General features: G+C 66.6%; 21 protein-coding genes. 13 read left to right on the plus strand and 8 right to left on the minus strand.

The annotated features are described in order from the left end of the window. Positions 1–110 precede the first annotated feature (110 nt). Complete coding sequence (locus tag AB0310_RS11060; RefSeq protein WP_366237251.1) at positions 111–1,061, minus strand: helix-turn-helix transcriptional regulator; 951 nt, start codon at positions 1,059–1,061, stop codon at positions 111–113. 99 nt (positions 1,062–1,160) lie between these two features. Between AB0310_RS11060 and AB0310_RS11065 the strand changes: the two genes are divergently transcribed. From AB0310_RS11065 to AB0310_RS11080, 4 genes are all read left to right on the plus strand, one after another. Then, positions 1,161–1,601 carry a VOC family protein gene (locus AB0310_RS11065; protein WP_292795972.1) on the plus strand — a complete coding sequence of 147 codons (441 nt, stop codon included), beginning with the start codon at positions 1,161–1,163 and terminating at the stop codon, positions 1,599–1,601. A 276-nt stretch (positions 1,602–1,877) separates the two neighbouring features. Then, positions 1,878–2,105 carry a hypothetical protein gene (locus AB0310_RS11070; protein ID WP_187662965.1) on the plus strand — a complete coding sequence of 76 codons (228 nt, stop codon included), beginning with the start codon at positions 1,878–1,880 and terminating at the stop codon, positions 2,103–2,105. Positions 2,106–2,112: 7 nt separating this feature from the next. Continuing rightward, entirely contained in the window at positions 2,113–2,835 is a 723-nt protein-coding gene (locus tag AB0310_RS11075; RefSeq protein ID WP_366237252.1) for a 3-keto-5-aminohexanoate cleavage protein, read from the plus strand. 147 nt (positions 2,836–2,982) lie between these two features. Beyond that, positions 2,983–3,147 (plus strand): hypothetical protein, encoded by a 165-nt coding sequence (locus AB0310_RS11080; RefSeq protein ID WP_366237253.1) that lies wholly within the window; start codon positions 2,983–2,985, stop codon positions 3,145–3,147. 323 nt (positions 3,148–3,470) lie between these two features. Here the strand turns inward: AB0310_RS11080 and AB0310_RS11085 are convergent, their stop codons facing one another. After that, entirely contained in the window at positions 3,471–3,848 is a 378-nt protein-coding gene (locus tag AB0310_RS11085; RefSeq protein ID WP_259951796.1) for a VOC family protein, read from the minus strand. A 58-nt stretch (positions 3,849–3,906) separates the two neighbouring features. Then, positions 3,907–4,611 (minus strand): helix-turn-helix transcriptional regulator, encoded by a 705-nt coding sequence (locus AB0310_RS11090; protein ID WP_366237254.1) that lies wholly within the window; start codon positions 4,609–4,611, stop codon positions 3,907–3,909. Between the two features lie 82 nt (positions 4,612–4,693). On the opposite strand from AB0310_RS11090, the gene AB0310_RS11095 reads away from it, so the two are divergent. Next, the gene (locus tag AB0310_RS11095; protein WP_366237255.1) at positions 4,694–5,554 is read left to right on the plus strand and encodes an NmrA family NAD(P)-binding protein; all 861 of its coding nucleotides are present in this window, start codon (positions 4,694–4,696) and stop codon (positions 5,552–5,554) included. A gap of 354 nt (positions 5,555–5,908) precedes the next feature. On the opposite strand, the gene AB0310_RS11100 is transcribed toward AB0310_RS11095, so the two are convergent. The 5 genes from AB0310_RS11100 to cmtR all read right to left on the minus strand — a co-directional run bounded on the left by AB0310_RS11100 (position 5,909) and on the right by cmtR (position 9,793). Beyond that, positions 5,909–6,304: a DUF305 domain-containing protein gene (locus AB0310_RS11100; protein ID WP_268777274.1), complete on the minus strand. Its 396-nt coding sequence runs from the start codon at positions 6,302–6,304 to the stop codon at positions 5,909–5,911. A 78-nt stretch (positions 6,305–6,382) separates the two neighbouring features. Next, positions 6,383–6,916 (minus strand): signal peptidase II, encoded by a 534-nt coding sequence (locus AB0310_RS11105; RefSeq protein WP_227751395.1) that lies wholly within the window; start codon positions 6,914–6,916, stop codon positions 6,383–6,385. Then, entirely contained in the window at positions 6,913–7,521 is a 609-nt protein-coding gene (locus AB0310_RS11110; RefSeq protein WP_058631449.1) for a cadmium resistance transporter, read from the minus strand. The genes AB0310_RS11105 and AB0310_RS11110 overlap by 4 nt, the downstream gene beginning before the upstream one ends. Then, positions 7,521–9,437: a heavy metal translocating P-type ATPase gene (locus tag AB0310_RS11115; protein ID WP_058631450.1), complete on the minus strand. Its 1,917-nt coding sequence runs from the start codon at positions 9,435–9,437 to the stop codon at positions 7,521–7,523. The genes AB0310_RS11110 and AB0310_RS11115 overlap by 1 nt, the downstream gene beginning before the upstream one ends. Continuing rightward, positions 9,434–9,793 (minus strand): Cd(II)/Pb(II)-sensing metalloregulatory transcriptional regulator CmtR, encoded by a 360-nt coding sequence (gene cmtR, locus AB0310_RS11120; protein ID WP_058631451.1) that lies wholly within the window; start codon positions 9,791–9,793, stop codon positions 9,434–9,436. Before cmtR ends, AB0310_RS11115 begins: the two co-directional genes overlap by 4 nt. Before the next feature lie 129 nt (positions 9,794–9,922). Here cmtR and AB0310_RS11125 point away from each other — a divergent pair, with 129 nt between their 5' ends. The 8 genes from AB0310_RS11125 to AB0310_RS11160 all read left to right on the plus strand — a co-directional run bounded on the left by AB0310_RS11125 (position 9,923) and on the right by AB0310_RS11160 (position 15,631). Continuing rightward, positions 9,923–10,927 (plus strand): acyltransferase family protein, encoded by a 1,005-nt coding sequence (locus AB0310_RS11125; protein ID WP_058631452.1) that lies wholly within the window; start codon positions 9,923–9,925, stop codon positions 10,925–10,927. Positions 10,928–10,936: 9 nt separating this feature from the next. Beyond that, positions 10,937–11,467 (plus strand): hypothetical protein, encoded by a 531-nt coding sequence (locus AB0310_RS11130; protein WP_136054586.1) that lies wholly within the window; start codon positions 10,937–10,939, stop codon positions 11,465–11,467. A 70-nt stretch (positions 11,468–11,537) separates the two neighbouring features. Continuing rightward, the gene (locus tag AB0310_RS11135; protein WP_058631453.1) at positions 11,538–12,203 is read left to right on the plus strand and encodes a DsbA family protein; all 666 of its coding nucleotides are present in this window, start codon (positions 11,538–11,540) and stop codon (positions 12,201–12,203) included. Beyond that, positions 12,203–13,189, plus strand: coding sequence for an NAD(P)-binding domain-containing protein (locus AB0310_RS11140; protein ID WP_268777283.1), 987 nt, complete (start codon positions 12,203–12,205; stop codon positions 13,187–13,189). Before AB0310_RS11135 ends, AB0310_RS11140 begins: the two co-directional genes overlap by 1 nt. Positions 13,190–13,197: 8 nt before the next feature. Beyond that, the gene (locus tag AB0310_RS11145; protein ID WP_058631454.1) at positions 13,198–14,112 is read left to right on the plus strand and encodes a cation diffusion facilitator family transporter; all 915 of its coding nucleotides are present in this window, start codon (positions 13,198–13,200) and stop codon (positions 14,110–14,112) included. After that, positions 14,105–14,773 carry a copper resistance CopC family protein gene (locus AB0310_RS11150; RefSeq protein ID WP_058631455.1) on the plus strand — a complete coding sequence of 223 codons (669 nt, stop codon included), beginning with the start codon at positions 14,105–14,107 and terminating at the stop codon, positions 14,771–14,773. The genes AB0310_RS11145 and AB0310_RS11150 overlap by 8 nt, the downstream gene beginning before the upstream one ends. A gap of 22 nt (positions 14,774–14,795) precedes the next feature. After that, positions 14,796–15,299: a signal peptidase II gene (gene lspA / locus AB0310_RS11155; protein WP_240747075.1), complete on the plus strand. Its 504-nt coding sequence runs from the start codon at positions 14,796–14,798 to the stop codon at positions 15,297–15,299. Further along, positions 15,296–15,631, plus strand: coding sequence for a DUF6804 family protein (locus AB0310_RS11160; RefSeq protein ID WP_045278974.1), 336 nt, complete (start codon positions 15,296–15,298; stop codon positions 15,629–15,631). Before lspA ends, AB0310_RS11160 begins: the two co-directional genes overlap by 4 nt. Positions 15,632–15,651 lie beyond the last annotated feature (20 nt).

Raw genomic sequence — 15,651 nt, forward strand, 5'->3', positions numbered from 1 at the left:
ACTACTAGTTCTTGGATTCGTGGGGCCAGTGAACCATCGCTCGGCGACATTGCGAGGCCGGGCGGACGGAGCTCCCCGAACGTTCTGGATAACTCCCCCACAGGGCAGCGTCAGGAGGAGGAGTGCGCTGCCGCGAACCGCTGCGCCAGCATCCCCGCCGCCTCGCGCAGCGCCTCGGGCCCGACCACCGTGAACGGTGCGTCGAACCGGGCCACCGCGGCGAGCACACCCGTCCACGACCAGGAGCCGACCATAAGGCGGCACGAGCCGTCCGACAGGGGCACCACCTCGCCGTCGCCGACCCACGGCATCACCTCCCGCGCGGGCAGGTCGAGGTCCACCTCGCCCGTGCACGGCCAGCGGTCCTCGGCCGTCGAGCCCTTGGCGCGCGCGGCGAGGAGTGTCTGCGCGTCCGCGGCGGGGAGAGGCCGCGGCGTGAAGGAGGGTCCGGTCGGCGTGCGGGGCCGCAGTCGATCGAGGCGGTACGTGCGCCAGTCGGCCGCGTCGAGGTCCCAGGCCAGCAGGTACCAGCGGCCTTCCCGCGCCACGACGGCATGGGGCTCCGTGCGCCGGGGCGGGCGGTCCCGTGCGGAGCCGTAGTCGAATCGGAGCACCTGTCGGTCGCGCACGGCCGCGCTCGCCGCCTCCAGCACGGCCGGGTCCACGCGGATCTCGGCCGGTGCGCCGGTGAAGCGGATGCCGTCGATCCGGTGGCGCAGGCGTGAGGGCATCACCTGGCGCACGGTCGCGAGTGCACGATGTGCGGCCTCGGTGACTTCGACCCCGGTCGCGCTCGCACTCTGCAGGGCCACGGCGATCGCCACGGCCTGATCGTCGTCGAACAGCAGCGGCGGCATATCCGATCCCGCTTCGAGGCGGTAGCCGCCGTACGGGCCCTTGCTGGATCCGATGCGGTAGCCGAGCGCGCGCAGTCGATCGACGTCGCGGCGCACCGTCCTGGGTGTGACGCCGAGACGGTCGGCGAGTTCCCCGCCCGGCCAGTCCCGTGTCGCCTGCAGCAGGGACAGCAATGCGAGCATGCGCGAGGAGCTTCCGGTCATGGCTCCATTCTGTGTGGAGAAGCGGACAGAAACAGACCTCTACTGCTGTGAAGGTGGGGTCACACGGCCCGATCGGCGGGCCGGGACACGGAGGACACCATGACTCTCACGACCACCACCCACCTCAACTTCCGCGGCACGGCTCGGGAGGCGCTCGACTTCTACGGGTCGGTCTTCGGCGGCGAGGTGACCGCGGCGACCTACGGGCAGTTCGGGATGCCGGAGGGGGTTCCCGGGTTCGACAAGGTCGTGTTCGGGCAGCTCGACGGACCCGTGCGGCTGATGGCGTACGACATCCCGGGTGCGGACGACACCGCTGCGCCCTCGGGAGCCACCCGCCGCGAGAACGGGATGACGATCACCGACCGCTCCTTCTTCCAGTCGCTGCGGGCGGAGTCCCTCGCGGAGCTTCAGCCCGTGTGGGATGCCCTCGCCGACGGCGCGACGGTGGTCGAGCCCCTCGCCGCCTCCGCGTGGTCGGCCGGCTTCGGCATGCTCACGGACCGCTTCGGCGTGACCTGGGTCCTCGACGTCGCCTGATCCCGTCGGACACTCGACCCGGCCCTGTGCGGTCGACCCGGCCCCTTCCGGTCGTCCGCAAGGGGCCGGGATGCACAGAACGGGGTGGCTCGACGAGCGGCGTGCCTCCTGTGCCCGAACCGGTCCTTTGCGGTCGACCCGGCCCCTTGCGACCGTCCGCAGGGGGCCGGGTTGCGCGGAAGGGGGTGGGTCGGCGCGGGCGCGCGACACGACATGTCAAGGGCCTCTTCGCTGTCGGTCGCCTCACGTAGAAAGGAGGGAGACGAAAGGCAGGGCATGGCCGCAGGAGACATCGAGACGTTCTCGCGCAACGGCATCTGGTTCAACCGGATCCAGGGCGAGTCGCACACGCTGGGCAGCAGCTTCGAGTCGATGGAGGAGGCGGTGAAGGTCGGCCGCGGGGCGGCGACCGCGCGCCAGGTGCAGCACTTCGTCCGCACGGAGGAGGGGCCGTCGGAGGACGTGGCCCCGAACGAAGCGCACCCGCGCGACCTCATGTGGTGAGGCGCGGATGATCCTGCATGCCTGTGTGAACGGCGCCAGAGACGTCGCGGAGCACCCGTGGCTGAGCGCCGACGAGACTGTGGTCGCTCAAGACGCCGCGGCGGCCGTCGATGCCGGGGCTGCGGAGATCCACGTGCACCCGAAGGACGCCGCCGGCCGCGACTCCCTCGCGCCCGAGGATGTGCAGCGGTGGCTCGGGGCCGTCCGCGCCGCGGCGCCGGGAGTGCCCGTGGGCGTGACGACCGGGGCCTGGGCCGAGCCCGACGTGTCGCGAAGGCTCGAGGCCATCGGAGGCTGGACGGAGCTCCCCGACTATGCCTCCGTGAACTGGCACGAAGACGGGGCCGACGATGTGGCCGTGGCGCTGGGTCGACGGGGCATCGGCGTGGAGGCGGGTATCTGGGACGCGGCGGGACTCGAGGCGTGGCGGGTCTCCCCGGTCCGCGGCGACTGCCTGCGCGTGCTCGTGGAGCTTCCGGCGGAGGCGGCCGACGTCGTCCGTTCGCACGCTGAAGGTCTGATCGCGCACGTGGCTCGCGAGGAGCCCGACCTGCCGATCCTGCTGCACGGGGAGGAGCTGTCGACCTGGCCCGCCCTCGACCTGGCCGCGGAGCTCGGCCTCGACACGCGGATCGGCCTGGAGGACACACTCCTCCTCCCGGACGGCTCCGAGGCTCCGAGCAATGCCGCCCTCGTCCGCGCCGCCCGCGCCCGCCTCCCGCGCCCCTAGCCACGCCGCGTCCCTCCTTTCGCGTGAGAGTGCAGGAACGTCCCTTCGGCCACCGGATCCGGGGCGTTCTTGCACTTCTGACCGCAACGAGGTGACGATCCTCTCTACCTACCGTCGCTGGAGCACGACCGCCCCTACGCTGGAGCGATGTTCGCCGGTACCTCCGTCCTCTTCCTCCTCGTCTACCTGGTCGTCCCGCTTCTCGCGCTGCTGCTCCTGTGGCTGATCATCTACTCGGCGGTCCGGGCGGCGCTGACTGCGCATCGCCGCGCGCTTGCCGCCGAGCGCACCACCGCGCCGGATACTCCCTGACCTTCGCCTCCAGCGACCTCGACGGCCTCATGCGTCGTCGCTGAAGCCCCGGTGCAGGCGCAGAACCGTTCCTCCCGTCGCCGGCTCGGGCACGTTTCTGCCCTTCTCTGCACGGGTTCCCGTCCGGGAGCCCGGTGCGGGCGCAGAAGCATCCCTGATCCTGATCTCGCCTCGACCGGAACGGTTTCGCACTCCCCACCGGGTGCATCCCATTGAGTGCCGATACGGGATCAGAAACGGCCCCGACCCCACCCGCCCCGGAACGTTTTCGCACTCTGCACCCGCGGGAGACCGCACGAACGGGCCGCACGAACACCCCGGACTCACGCGGTGCTCCACCCACGCCAGTCGGGACGGTCCACGACGCAGAAGCGGTTCCCCTCGGGGTCTTCCATGATGATGTAGTCCGCGTCGTCGGGGCGGCCGTCCCAGTGCACCTCCCGTGCTCCGAGTCCGGCGAGGCGCTCCACCTCCGCGGACTGATCCTCCGCATAGATGTCGAGGTGGATGCGCGGCGGAAGCACACGCTCCGAGTGGTGTGCGTCGAGGGCGATGCAGGGTGCGTCGGCGTCGCGGGGTCTGAGCACGACCCAGTCGTCCTCCGCGGGGTCTCGTTCGACGTAGTCGAGGGCGGCCTTCCAGAACGCGGTCTGGGCCGGGAGGTCGTCCACGCGGATCACGATCGACACGATCTTCAACATGCGGCGAGGGTACGGCGAGCGAAGGCATCCGCGGAGGGGCTTGCGCCGCCGCGTGCGATCAGCTTCCGGAACGGCCGAAGTCGCTCGTGAGCCACTCCTCGACCGATGCGAACGGGAACTCACGGGGCGCGAACACCCCCGGCAGCGCCCGCACCTCCCGCATCCGGTCGAGCCGGAACAGCCGCCAGTCGTCGCGGTCGATGTCGAAGCCGACCACGTACCACCGCCCTCCGCGGAGGATATGGTGATGCGGCGCGATCACCCGCTCCGAGGCGCGATCGTGCTGGTCGGTATAGGTGAAGGCGACGCGAGCATCCTGAGCGACCGCGTCGGCCAGCGTCCCGACCGCAGCCCACTCCGCGGGCGCCGGCTCGGCCCGCAGGATCTGCGTGGACAGCGCCGTCGCCGCGGCCCGTCGCCGGAGGCCCGGCGGGAGGACCTGTTCGATCTTCCCGCGGGCGACGGCGGCGGCCGGGTCCTCCGGGCTCCACGCTTCGAGGACGAGCAACCCGGTGATGATCGTGGTGACGTCGTCGGCGTCCAGGAGCAGCGGCGGAATGCGCGTCCCCGGTCGCAGGCGGTAGGCCGCGCCGGGACCGGGGCGGGAGCGCACGTCGTAGCCGAGGTCGCGCAGGCGCTGCGCATCACGGCGGACCGTCCGCGGGCTCACCGCGAGGCGGGCGGCGAGGTCGGGCACGCTCCACTCGCCGCCGGTCTGCAGGAGGGACAGCAGATGGAGGGTGCGGTGCGAGGGGGCGTCCACGGCTCCATCATCGCGCGAGATGCGGCCGGAATCAGGCCGTATCCGTCCGTAGCGTGGAGCGACACCGACCGAGAGGACCCTCATGCGCATCGCTGTCACCACCCCGAACGGCCACGTCGGGCACCACCTCACCCGGATGCTGATCCGCGCCGGTGTCCGTCCCCTACTGCTCACCAGGGACCCCGATCGCATCGCCGCCGACCTCCGCCCGTACGTCGACATCGCGCAGGCCGACTCGCAGGATCCCGAGGCGATCGTCGCCGCGACACGAGCCGTCGATGCCCTGTACTGGGTGGATCCGTCGGCGTTCTCCGACGACCCGCTCGCCGACTACGCGCGTGCGACCGAGGCCCTGGTGCAGGCCGTCCGGGCGAACGGCGTCCGGCGGGTGGTGTTCCAGAGCAGCGTCGGGGCGGAGAAGCGGCACGGCGTCGGCGAGATCGACGGCCTGGCCGGCACGGAGGTCGCGCTCGACGCCCTCGACATCGACGTGACGCATCTGCGCTGCGGCTACTTCTTCACCAACCTGTTGCTCGACGTCGAGTCACTGCGGGGAGGGACGCTCGCCACCGTGCTGCCGCTGGACTTCCGGATGCCGTGGGTGGCGCCGCGCGACATCGCGGAGGTCGCCGCCCTCACGCTGCTGAACGGGGAGTGGAGGGGGCGGCGGGTGCAGGCCGTGCACGGACCCGCGGATCTGAGCTGGGCCGAGGTGGCCGCGATCCTGACGCGCGAGCTCGGGCGAGAGGTGACCGTGCAGCGCATCGACGACGAGGAGATGCGCCAGGGGCTCCGCGCCGCCGGGATGCCGGAGGCGATGGCCGTGGCCGTGCTCGGGATGTCGACCGGGCTCCGCGACGGCTTCGTGGCGGAGCAGCCGCGGTCCGTCCTCTCGACGACGCCGACGACCCTGTCCGATCTCACGAAAGTTGTCGGCTGGTGAGACAGAGCAGCCCCGGAAAGACGGGTGGCTGATGCGGCGCCGAAAGCGCCCGTTGTCTCACGAAACTTGTCGGTAATCGCGTCTCAACCCGTCCTGCCTAAAACGTCGAGCGGACGGTTTCGGCGCGGCAGGTTCCGGCAGGGGGTTTCGGTCGGCGCACGGCCGGCGTGTCGTGTGGTCGGCCGGCGGCCTGGGAGGGGGCTGCCGGAAACGATCGTTTTCGGCAGCTCTCGCGTAAGGCTGAGGCGTAAGGTTGCCTGGTCGACCCGGACCCTGTCGACGGCGGTGATCCGGTCCGCTCGTCATGAGCGCGGTAGCCGGTCCACTTGTCGCAAGGGTGGTGCCGACGCCCCACTAATCGTCGAGACGGTCGAGAATCTCATTCATCTGGTCGATCTCTTCCTGCTGTGACGAGATGATCTGCTCACAGAGATCTTGGATCTCCGGGTCGCTGATGTCTGATTGCTCACACACCAGAATCGCTCGAGAGTGATGCGGGATCATGGAACGGAGGAACTGGTCGTTACCGACGAACGCTTCCGAGCGTCCCATGAAGAAGGCGACAAGGAAAAGCGCGGCGAAACCTACGAGCAAGCTGATGTTCGCGGCCTTGTTCGGGAACATCTTCCACATGACGATGACCATGATGATGCCCATGGGGAAGACCATCATCAGTGCCATGTAGAGGTTGCTGATGTTGAGGAAGAGATCGTCCAGGACGTTGATCATCGCAAACGTGAGGAAGTACATCACAACGAAGCTGAGCGATAGCGAGACGGCCGATGTAGAGAGCCAGTTGACGGATATCCCACCACCGCACAACGGATCTCACTCGGTGGTCTCATCGCCTGTGCGGATCATGAAAACTGCTCCGGTGATCGCTGCGGCGAAGATCACGATGTCGGCGATGTTCCCGATGAACCAGTTGCCGTAGGCGAGGAAGTCTACGACGTGCCCCCGGGCGAATCCGGGGTCGCGGAAGAGGCGGTCGCCTGCGTGTGAGGCGGCAGCGCCGCCGAGCGCGCCGATGACGATCGCCCATCCCACGCGTTGCACTCGGAACGCGAACACGATCGCTGTGATGGTGGCTGCGACAGCGAGCAGTGCGAACACCCAGGTGAAGCCTTCCCCGAAGGAGAATGCCGCTCCGGGGTTATAGGCGAGCTGCAAACCCAGCAGGTCACCGATCAGCGGGATGCGCTCACGCTCGGTGAGGGTCGCTTCGGCCCACACCTTGGTTCCCTGATCGATCAGCACGACGACCACGGCGATCAAGAGCGCTCCACCAGTGAGCTGCCGCCGCCGGGTCGACGACAGCTTGCTCGCAGCGGGCGGATGAGCCTCTGCCTGGGAGGAGGTCATGCGAGCACCTCGATCAGACGGACGATGACCCCAGATTCGATCAGGATGAACAGGCCCAGGCCGATGAACACGGCCGGTACGAGCCAGTGCTCGACGCGCTCCAGCCCCTCGGTGACAGCCTTGTTGGTGCCGATCAGCCGGCCGGCCGCGCACCAGACCGCGACGAGGACCAGGAACACGACGATCATGATCGCGACGTCGCTGGGGGCGCTGGTGCGGAAGATCGGCGTGTAGAGGGAGATGTTGTCGGCCCCGTTGGCGATCGTGATACCCGCGACACCCCATAGTCCGACCGCGGTGATCTTGGAGTCGTCATCATCGTCATCGCCGTTACGGCGCAGGCCGCGAATGAGCGTCCAGATGCCGATGCCGAGCGGGATCAGACCCAGGAAACCGACCCATTCGTCCGGAACGATGGTGAGACCGAGAGCGGCGATCACGCTGATCACGACGAGGGTGATGAACCCGAGATACTGGCCCGCGACGATCTGCCACGGCCGGGGCTTCCCTCGACTGGAAGCGAGGAACAGCACGGTAAGCACGACGATGTCGTCGATGTTGGTCGCCGCGAACAGGCCGATCGCTGAACCGATGGTGGCGAGCATCAGCTTCCCAACCGTGGCGTGCGGGTGCGGGCGGCACGCAGACCATTGAGGATCACGATGACCTCCGCAACCTCGTGGACCAGGACGACCGCGGCGAGCCCCAGCACGCCAAAGAGCGCGAGCGGGAGCAGTGCGGTGATAATCAGCAGCGACAGGACGATGTTCTGGTTGATGATCCGTCGACCGCGCCGGGCGTGGTCGAACGCCCGCGGGATGAGGCGCAGATCATGGCCGGTGAAGGCCACGTCGGCGGATTCGATCGCTGCGTCGGAGCCGGTCGCGCCCATCGCGATACCGATGTCCGCGCCAGCGAGGGCCGGGGCATCGTTAATGCCGTCGCCGATCATCGCGACCGGTCCCGCCGTCGACAGTTCCCCGATCGCGGTCGCCTTGTCCTCCGGGCGCAGCTCCGCGCGCACGTCGCTGATCCCTGCCTGTGCCGCCAGTGCACGAGCGGTCCGGGCGTTGTCGCCGGTGAGCATCGTCACCCCGACGCCCTGGCCGGTGAGTGTCCGGACGACCTCGGGGACTTCCGGGCGCAGCTCGTCCCGAACGCCGATCGCGGCGACCGGTGACCCGTCGCGGTGGACGATCACGACGGTCATGCCCTGCTCTTCCAACTCGCCGACCCGCTCCGCGAGGTCGCCGGCGTTCAGCCAGCGGGGACTGCCGACGGTGATTCTCGATCCGTCGACGGTGCCGTCGATGCCGTGCCCGGCCTGCTCGGTCACATCTGCAGCTCCCGGTGTCCCCGGGGCTGCGGCAGTGATCGCTGAGGCGAGAGGATGGGTGCTGTGCTGCTCCAACGCGGCCGCCCACGCCAGCGCCTGAGCCTCCGTAACGCCATCTGTGGTGAGCACGGCGGTGACCGCCGGTTCGTTGCGGGTGAGGGTGCCGGTCTTGTCGACGGCAACGTGGCGGACCGTGCCGAAGCGCTCGAAAACGGCGCCGGACTTGATGATCACGCCGAACTTGCTCGCCGCACCGATCGCCGCGACGACCGTCAGCGGAACCGAGATTGCCAGCGCACACGGAGAAGCGGCGACCAGCACGACGAGTGCGCGAGTGATCCACACCTCCGGGTCGCCCAGCAGCGACCCGATGATCGCGACGAGCGCAGCGAGGATCAGTACTCCGGGTACGAGCGGGCGGGCGATCCTGTCCGCCAGACGGGCACGCTCGCCCTTCTCGGTCTGCGCTTTCTCTACCAGCTCCACGATCGTCGTGAGCGAGTTATCGGTGCCCGCAGCGGTCGCCTCGACTTCCAGGACACCGGCGCTGTTGATCGCACCGGCCGACACCGCATTCCCGGGCTCAACTTCGACCGGGATCGACTCCCCGGTGATCGCCGAGGTATCCAGGCTGGAGCGACCAGAACGCACGACCCCATCAGTCGCGATCCGCTCACCCGGGCGGACCACCATGACCTGGCCGACCGTCAACTCTTTCGCCGGCACCTGCGCGGAGACACCGCTCTGAAGCACGGTCGCTGTTTCCGGCACGAGCTTCAGTAGTGCCCTCAGTCCGCCGCGGGCGCGGTCCATCGCCTTGTCCTCAAGCGCCTCCGCGATCGAGTACAAGAACGCCAGAGCTGCAGCCTCCTCCACGTACCCGAGGATGACGGCACCGATCGCGCTGATCGTCATCAGCAGCCCGATGCCGAGCTTGCCCTTGAACAGTTTCCGGATCGCGCCGGGCGTGAACGTCGATGCGCCCAGCAGCAGTCCGACCCAGAACAGCACCAGTGCCGGGATCTCGAGCCCGGACCACTCGAAGATCAGACCGGCCAGGAACGCAACGCCGGAGAACACCGGCACCATGACCCCGCGGTCTCTCCACCAGGGCCGCTCGGCCTCTTCGATCTCTTCGCCTGCCGTCGCGGCAGGCTCGTGCTCGCAGCCACACGCCTCGCTCACGCGTCAGCCCCCGTCCCACAGCAGCCAGCCACCATGCACGCTGAGTCCACGCAGGGCGCGTGCTCATCGACCGCCAGTGTCACGTCCACGAGCGCGACGAGCGCAGCCGCAAGATGCGGGTCGGCGATCTCGTAGCGGGTTTGGCGGCCCTCAGGCTCGGCGACAACGATCCCGCAGTCACGCAGGCAGGTGAGATGGTTCGACACGTTGGAGCGCGTCAGCTCTAGCTCACGGGACAGGACTGCGGGGTAGCTCGGGCCACCGAGCAGAGTCATGAGAATCCGAGAACGCGTAGGATCAGCCATGGCGCGGCCGAGCCGGTTCATGACGTCGAGACGAGAAGCAATGGTCAGCATAAGCTGAACTATACAGTCTCCGCTGACCTATTTCCTATGCGGTCAAGCCAATGCCCTCAGGGCATGGTCTTCGAGCCCGAAAGAACGCTGCCGCCCAGAATGCACAGGCGAGCTCGACGCGTCTCTGACATGAGCCGTCTTCTGGTTCCGGACGCGCTCCGCGGGTTCGCGATTGTCGCGATGCTCATCGCGCACGCGGCTCCTTTCGTGCCGAACGCACCGTGGGCGGTGCAATTCGTCACGGCGAACTTCAGTAGTGTCGCGTCGCCGCTCTTCGCTCTTGTCATGGGCATGTCGGCGGAGCTTGTGTGGAGACGCGGCGGCGCTGTGGGGGTGACGTTGCTGCAACAGACTCTGCGTGGCCTGTTCCTCATCGTCCTGGGTGTTTGGATGGCCACGTGGGGCTCCTGGCTGGCGGTCATCCTGAGCTATCTCGGGCTGCTGATCATCATCGGCGCGCCCCTTCTACTCCTGCGCAGCTCGGTCGTGATTGCCGCGACAGCGGTCCTTGTCCTGGCCAGTCAGCCATTGCTGAGCGTCGCACGCACCTGGATTTGGGTCTACACCGCGCCGCCGCCCGTGCGTGAGGTCACGACCTGGATGTTCCTGGGCCCTCAGTATCGGGTGGTCAACCTGTTGCCGGTGTTCCTCATCGGTGCCCTGTTGATCCGTCACGGCTTGAAACGCGATCGCTTGTTGTGGATCATGGCGGCTGTGGCGCTGTTGGCGTATCTTGCCTGGGGTTTCGGGCAGCGCTTCGGCACGGTGTTATCGGGGGACTACCTGGACTCTCTGAGGGATATTGGCTTGGTGTTCGCCGTCTACGTCTGCGTTGTGCTGGGGGCTACGGTGCGGCGGGAGCACGCAGAACGTTTTTGGGGTGCTGTCTTTGTTCCCTTGTGCGCCTGCGGTCAGGTGGCGTTGTCTCTGTACTTGCTGCACGGCAGTCTCATCGCATTTTGGAGTAACGCGTATGGCCGCCCTGCCGAGAACTTCTACTTGGGCTGGCTGGTGATCGTTCCGGGCATGATCGTGGTGGGTTGGTTGTGGTGGCGGTTCGTTGGAACTGGCCCAGTTGAATGGGTGATGGGCTGGCTCAGCGGACGTCCCAAGTCTTCCTCGCTTCGCCGGTAGAGCGGGTGCGTGGCTCTGGGGCTCGCAAGAAGACTTGATTGGTCGGGCTGGTACCATCCTGAGGTCATGGTCGTCCACGGTCGCGCTCACAAATGCGTTAGCCGAGCCGACGAGTTCCTGATAACGAAGATCATTACAGCCCTCGGGCTGGCGCTTCTTCTCGTTGTTGGAGCGTGGCCGGGCGGCCATCGTGATGCGACAGATGCGACTCCGTATCTGAGCACCACATCCTCGTCGTCACTAGGGACGCCTTCTGCTGGTCATTTTTCGGCGGGTTCGGGTGAAAGCGTTGTCGGCGCGACCGCGGAACAATTCCTGGCCGGGGATAGCGCGAACGACATCGTGATCGGCGTTGCCGGGTGCCTCTTGGGTATCATCTGCTGCTTCTTGGTGCTCATCGTCACGCGGAACTTCCGCCGTCACGTCCCCTCTTCTCACATTCGCGAACGTTTGCCGCGCGCACCATCACTGGCAGCTATGACGGGGCGCCTGTTCGCATTGCCTCCTTCTCTCACACAGCTTTCTCTGTCGCGGACCTGACTCCGGCGGCGCCATCTCTTCGATGGCGCTCCACTGGTCGTCCCCGTTCGTTGTGTGTGTCTGGAGTGTTATGAAATCTTCCGTGAAAGCGGTACTTGTCACCGTGTCTCTCGCCGTGGTGTTGCTGGTCGTCGCACTGGTCTTCGTCCTGATTAATCAGAATCAAGCTGCCGCACCCGAGACGGGGACCGCTGACGGTCCACAAGTCGTCCGTGAGAACTCGCACGTCCTCGATGACGGAGGAGAAGGGGCGGTGACGGTGGTCGAGTTCCTCGATTTCGAGTGCGAGGCCTGCGGTGCTTTCTATCCCCTCGTCGAGGATCTCCGCGGCAAGTTCGATGGCGAGATCACCTACGTGATCCGCTACTTCCCGCTGCCTGGTCACCTCAACTCAAAGAACGCCGCAATCGCTGCCGAAGCCGCAGCGCAGCAGGGACGGCTCGAAGACATGTATCACCGCCTGTTCGAGACGCAGTCTCAATGGGGTGAGGCTCAAGAGTCTCGTGCGGACCTGTTCCGGGGGTTTGCGGAGGAACTCGGATTGGACATGGCCGCGTTCGATGATGCGGTCGCTGATCCGGCGACAGCGGAACGGGTTCAATTCGATCTCGACGAGGGTGAGCAGCTCGGTGTCAGCAGTACCCCCTCGTTCTTCATCGATGGGGAGCCTGTCGTGCTGGAAACGTGGACCGATCTGGAGGACAGCATTGAAGCCGCCGTGAACGGTGCTGAATGATGGCGCGTTCGCTATCGCACCGTCGAGTCATCATCGTCGGTGCCGGGCACTCCGGATTGGCGACAGCCGCCGCGCTCAGGTCCTCTGGGCTTGAGCCACAGAAAGACTTCGTGATCATCGATTCTGCACCCCCCGGTCGACGAAGCTGGGCCACACGGTGGCAGTCGATGAAACTGCGCAGCGCGGCACGCCACAGTGTCGTCCGCGGGTTCCCTTTCCCGGGCGATGGAGACCGTCATCCGAGTGTGGATGAGATGTCCGATTACCTGTCTTCGGTGGAGAAAGCCCTCGGTGTGAAGACCGTGTGGGGCACTCGTGCTCTTGGAATCAACCGGTTGGGCGACGGATCCACGCTGCATCTGTCGACCTCCGCCGGGGAAGTGCAAACCCGAAATGTGGTCTGTGCAACGGGAGCTGCCGCGGTGCCGCGCATACTGGGCTGGCGCCCGGGATTGGCCGTACCCGGTGTTGTGCTGCATTCCAGCCAGTACCTCTACCCCGCCCAGATACCTCCCGGCCACGTGTTGATCGTTGGCGGCGGATTCAGCGGAGTGGAGATTGCTGAGGAGCTCGCGTCCTCCCACGACGTCACCCTCTCCACTCGAGCGGAACCCTCAGGGGTGTCGGAGCGGCCTATCTGGTCGAGGCTGCGACGTAAGGGTGCGCTCTCCGAGGCACGCCCCCGCGTAGCTTCGACAGACGTCACTCATGCCGTCGCCGTGACGGAGGTTCACGGAGACACCGTGATGTTCGCCGATGGGGCGTCCGTGAAGCCGCATTCCGTGATCCTTGCGACCGGGTACAGGCCGGCAGACGCATGGCTGCCCGATTCGGAGCCGCCCGGTCAGCCTTTGCACGTCAGTGCACGCATCCCGGGACTGTTCACTGTTGGCATGCCCCGTTACTCCCGGGCGGATGCGGACACCCTCGTTGGGGCGGGTCGTGATGCGGCGACCGTCGCCCGACTCATCGTTGGACGGCCGTAAGGAGCACCATGACAGAAGCAGGGCACAGTCACGGTATTGGTGACGCCACTCCTCGCAATCGCCTGGTCATCGCGTTCGCGATCACCTCTTCGGTCTTCATCGTCGAAGTGATCGGGGCGATTATCACAGGCAGCCTCGCACTGCTCGTTGATGCGGCGCACATGCTCACCGATGTCGTCGGGTTGGCGATGGCCGTCACCGCCGCGCATCTGATGAATCGTCCCCCGACTCCCAGGTACACCTTCGGTCTTCAACGCACGGAGGTGCTCGGTGCGCTCGCTCAAGCAGCTCTGCTGCTCGGGGTGGGTATCTTCGCGCTCGTGGAAGGCGTACGGCGGCTGTTCGAGCCCCCTGAGATCGCATCGGGAAGTCTGCTGTTCTTCGGCATCGTCGGTCTCGTCGCCAACATCGCCTCCATGCTCGTATTGTTCAGCGGCCGCGGACGCAACCTCAACATGCGCGCCGCGTTCCTCGAGGTCGTCAACGATGCCCTCGGTTCCGTCGGCGTCATCGCCAGCGCCATCCTCATCGCCGTTTTCGGTTGGTATCAGGCGGACGCCGTCGCGGGCGTCTTGATCGCGCTCCTCATCATCCCCCGCACCCTCATCCTGTTGCGAGCATCCGGCCGGGTATTGATGGAGTCCACACCTGCCGGCCTCGATCTCGAGGATGTCCGCCGCCACATCCTTGCCCTGCCGCACGTGGTCGCTGTGCACGACCTCCACGCGACCCAGGTCTCGACCGACCTCCCCACGCTCACCGCCCATGTCGTGGTCGATGACACCGTCACGATGGAAGCTTCCGCCGCACTGCTGACATCACTTCAGCAATGCGTCAGCGAACATTTCGCCGTGAGCATCGAACACTCCACCTTTCAGATCGAACCCGAATCCCACCCCGGAGAGCACGACACCCATGCATAAACGCCTCTCGGCACGCACCGCTGCCGTCCTCACCACCCTGTTGTTGTCGGCATCCGTCGTCCTTGGGACTGCATCTCCGGCGGCCGCTCACGACGACTTCGTTTCGTCGTACCCCACCGCCGACTCGACCATCAACGGCTCCCCCGACGAGATCTCTTTGATGTTCACCGGGGCCCTCACCGGTGGTGACGATGCAACGGTCGTCGAGGTTATCGATGAAAGCGGAGCAAACGTCGCCGTCGACCCGCCAACGGTGAGCGGTGACTCGATCACTCAACACCTCTCCCCCGACGCCGCAACCGGCATCTTCACCGTCCGCTGGAAGACCGTCTCCGCCGACGGACACCCGATCAACGGGGAGTATGTGTACACCGTCACGCCCGCGACGGACACGGAACCCAGCACTCCGACCACAAGCCCCACCCCTGAAACCTCCCCAACGGAGGAGCCGGAACCGGCCCGACCCGCGCAAACATACGGTGGCACGGCATCCGGTGGCGGTGCTTTCGAACTGCTCCCCCTGTTCTTCCTCTCGGGTCTGGCACTGATTCTGGGGATCGGCGTTGTGGGAGTGGTTATGGCCGGGCGCCAGCGTCACCAGCGCGACCGCGCACAGGCCGCCAAGGATGCTGCAGCTAAGGAGAAAGACGCCGATGCGTGATCGAGTCCGCCGGTCGGCCGTGATGCTCATCGTCGCCGCCATCGTCATCCTGATCGATCAAGGCACCAAGACTCTTGCTCTGAACACGTTGCGGCAGGATGCGCGTATACCGCTGATCGGTGACTGGCTCGGTCTTCAACTGGCCTTCAACCCCGGGGCGATCTTCTCGCTCGGGGAAGGCTCCACATGGGTCATCACCGTCATCGGGGTCGCTGTCACCGCGGTCCTCATCGTTGCCGCCACCCGAGCCCGGAACGTGTGGTCGGCGGTTGGTTTCGGTTTCATCGTGGGCGGTGCGATCGGGAACCTCATCGATCGCTTATTCTCGCCGCCCGCGTTCGGGATCGGGCACGTCACCGATTTCCTCGCCTACGGGAACCTGTTCATCGGCAACCTCGCCGATATCGCTCTCGGCATCGGTGCCGTGTTCCTCATCGTCGCGGGTCTGCGCACGAGCCGTCGCCGGCCAGACCCCACGTCCCGCCCCGACGACCCTGTACCCGCCGAAGAAACGGTTCACCCATGAGTCCCAAAGAACGCGTCCCCTCCACTTACCAGCGGAACGCCCTGGCCCCCAGCCTCGTCGCCGCCGCGATCCTGTTTCTGGCCCCGGCGCTCTTCCAGGCGAATTGGGCGCCGCTCGTCCTCTTCATTGCCTCAATTTTCGGGCTGATCGTCGCGTGGTTTGCGCTCCAGGCACGCCACTGGTGGTGGATCCCGGTCTTCCTCGCCATTGCCGTGCTCTGGAATCCGGTGATGCCCTTCCCCTTCTCCGGTGTCGTGTGGACCACAGCACAACCCATCGCGGCCGTGGTGTTCCTGGCAGCGGGGGCGACGATCAAGGTGATCCGGAAGTGAACTGCGCGATCTTCTTGTCA

The sequence above is a fragment of the Microbacterium meiriae genome (assembly GCF_040702565.1).
In the GTDB taxonomy this organism is placed as follows: domain Bacteria; phylum Actinomycetota; class Actinomycetes; order Actinomycetales; family Microbacteriaceae; genus Microbacterium; species Microbacterium meiriae.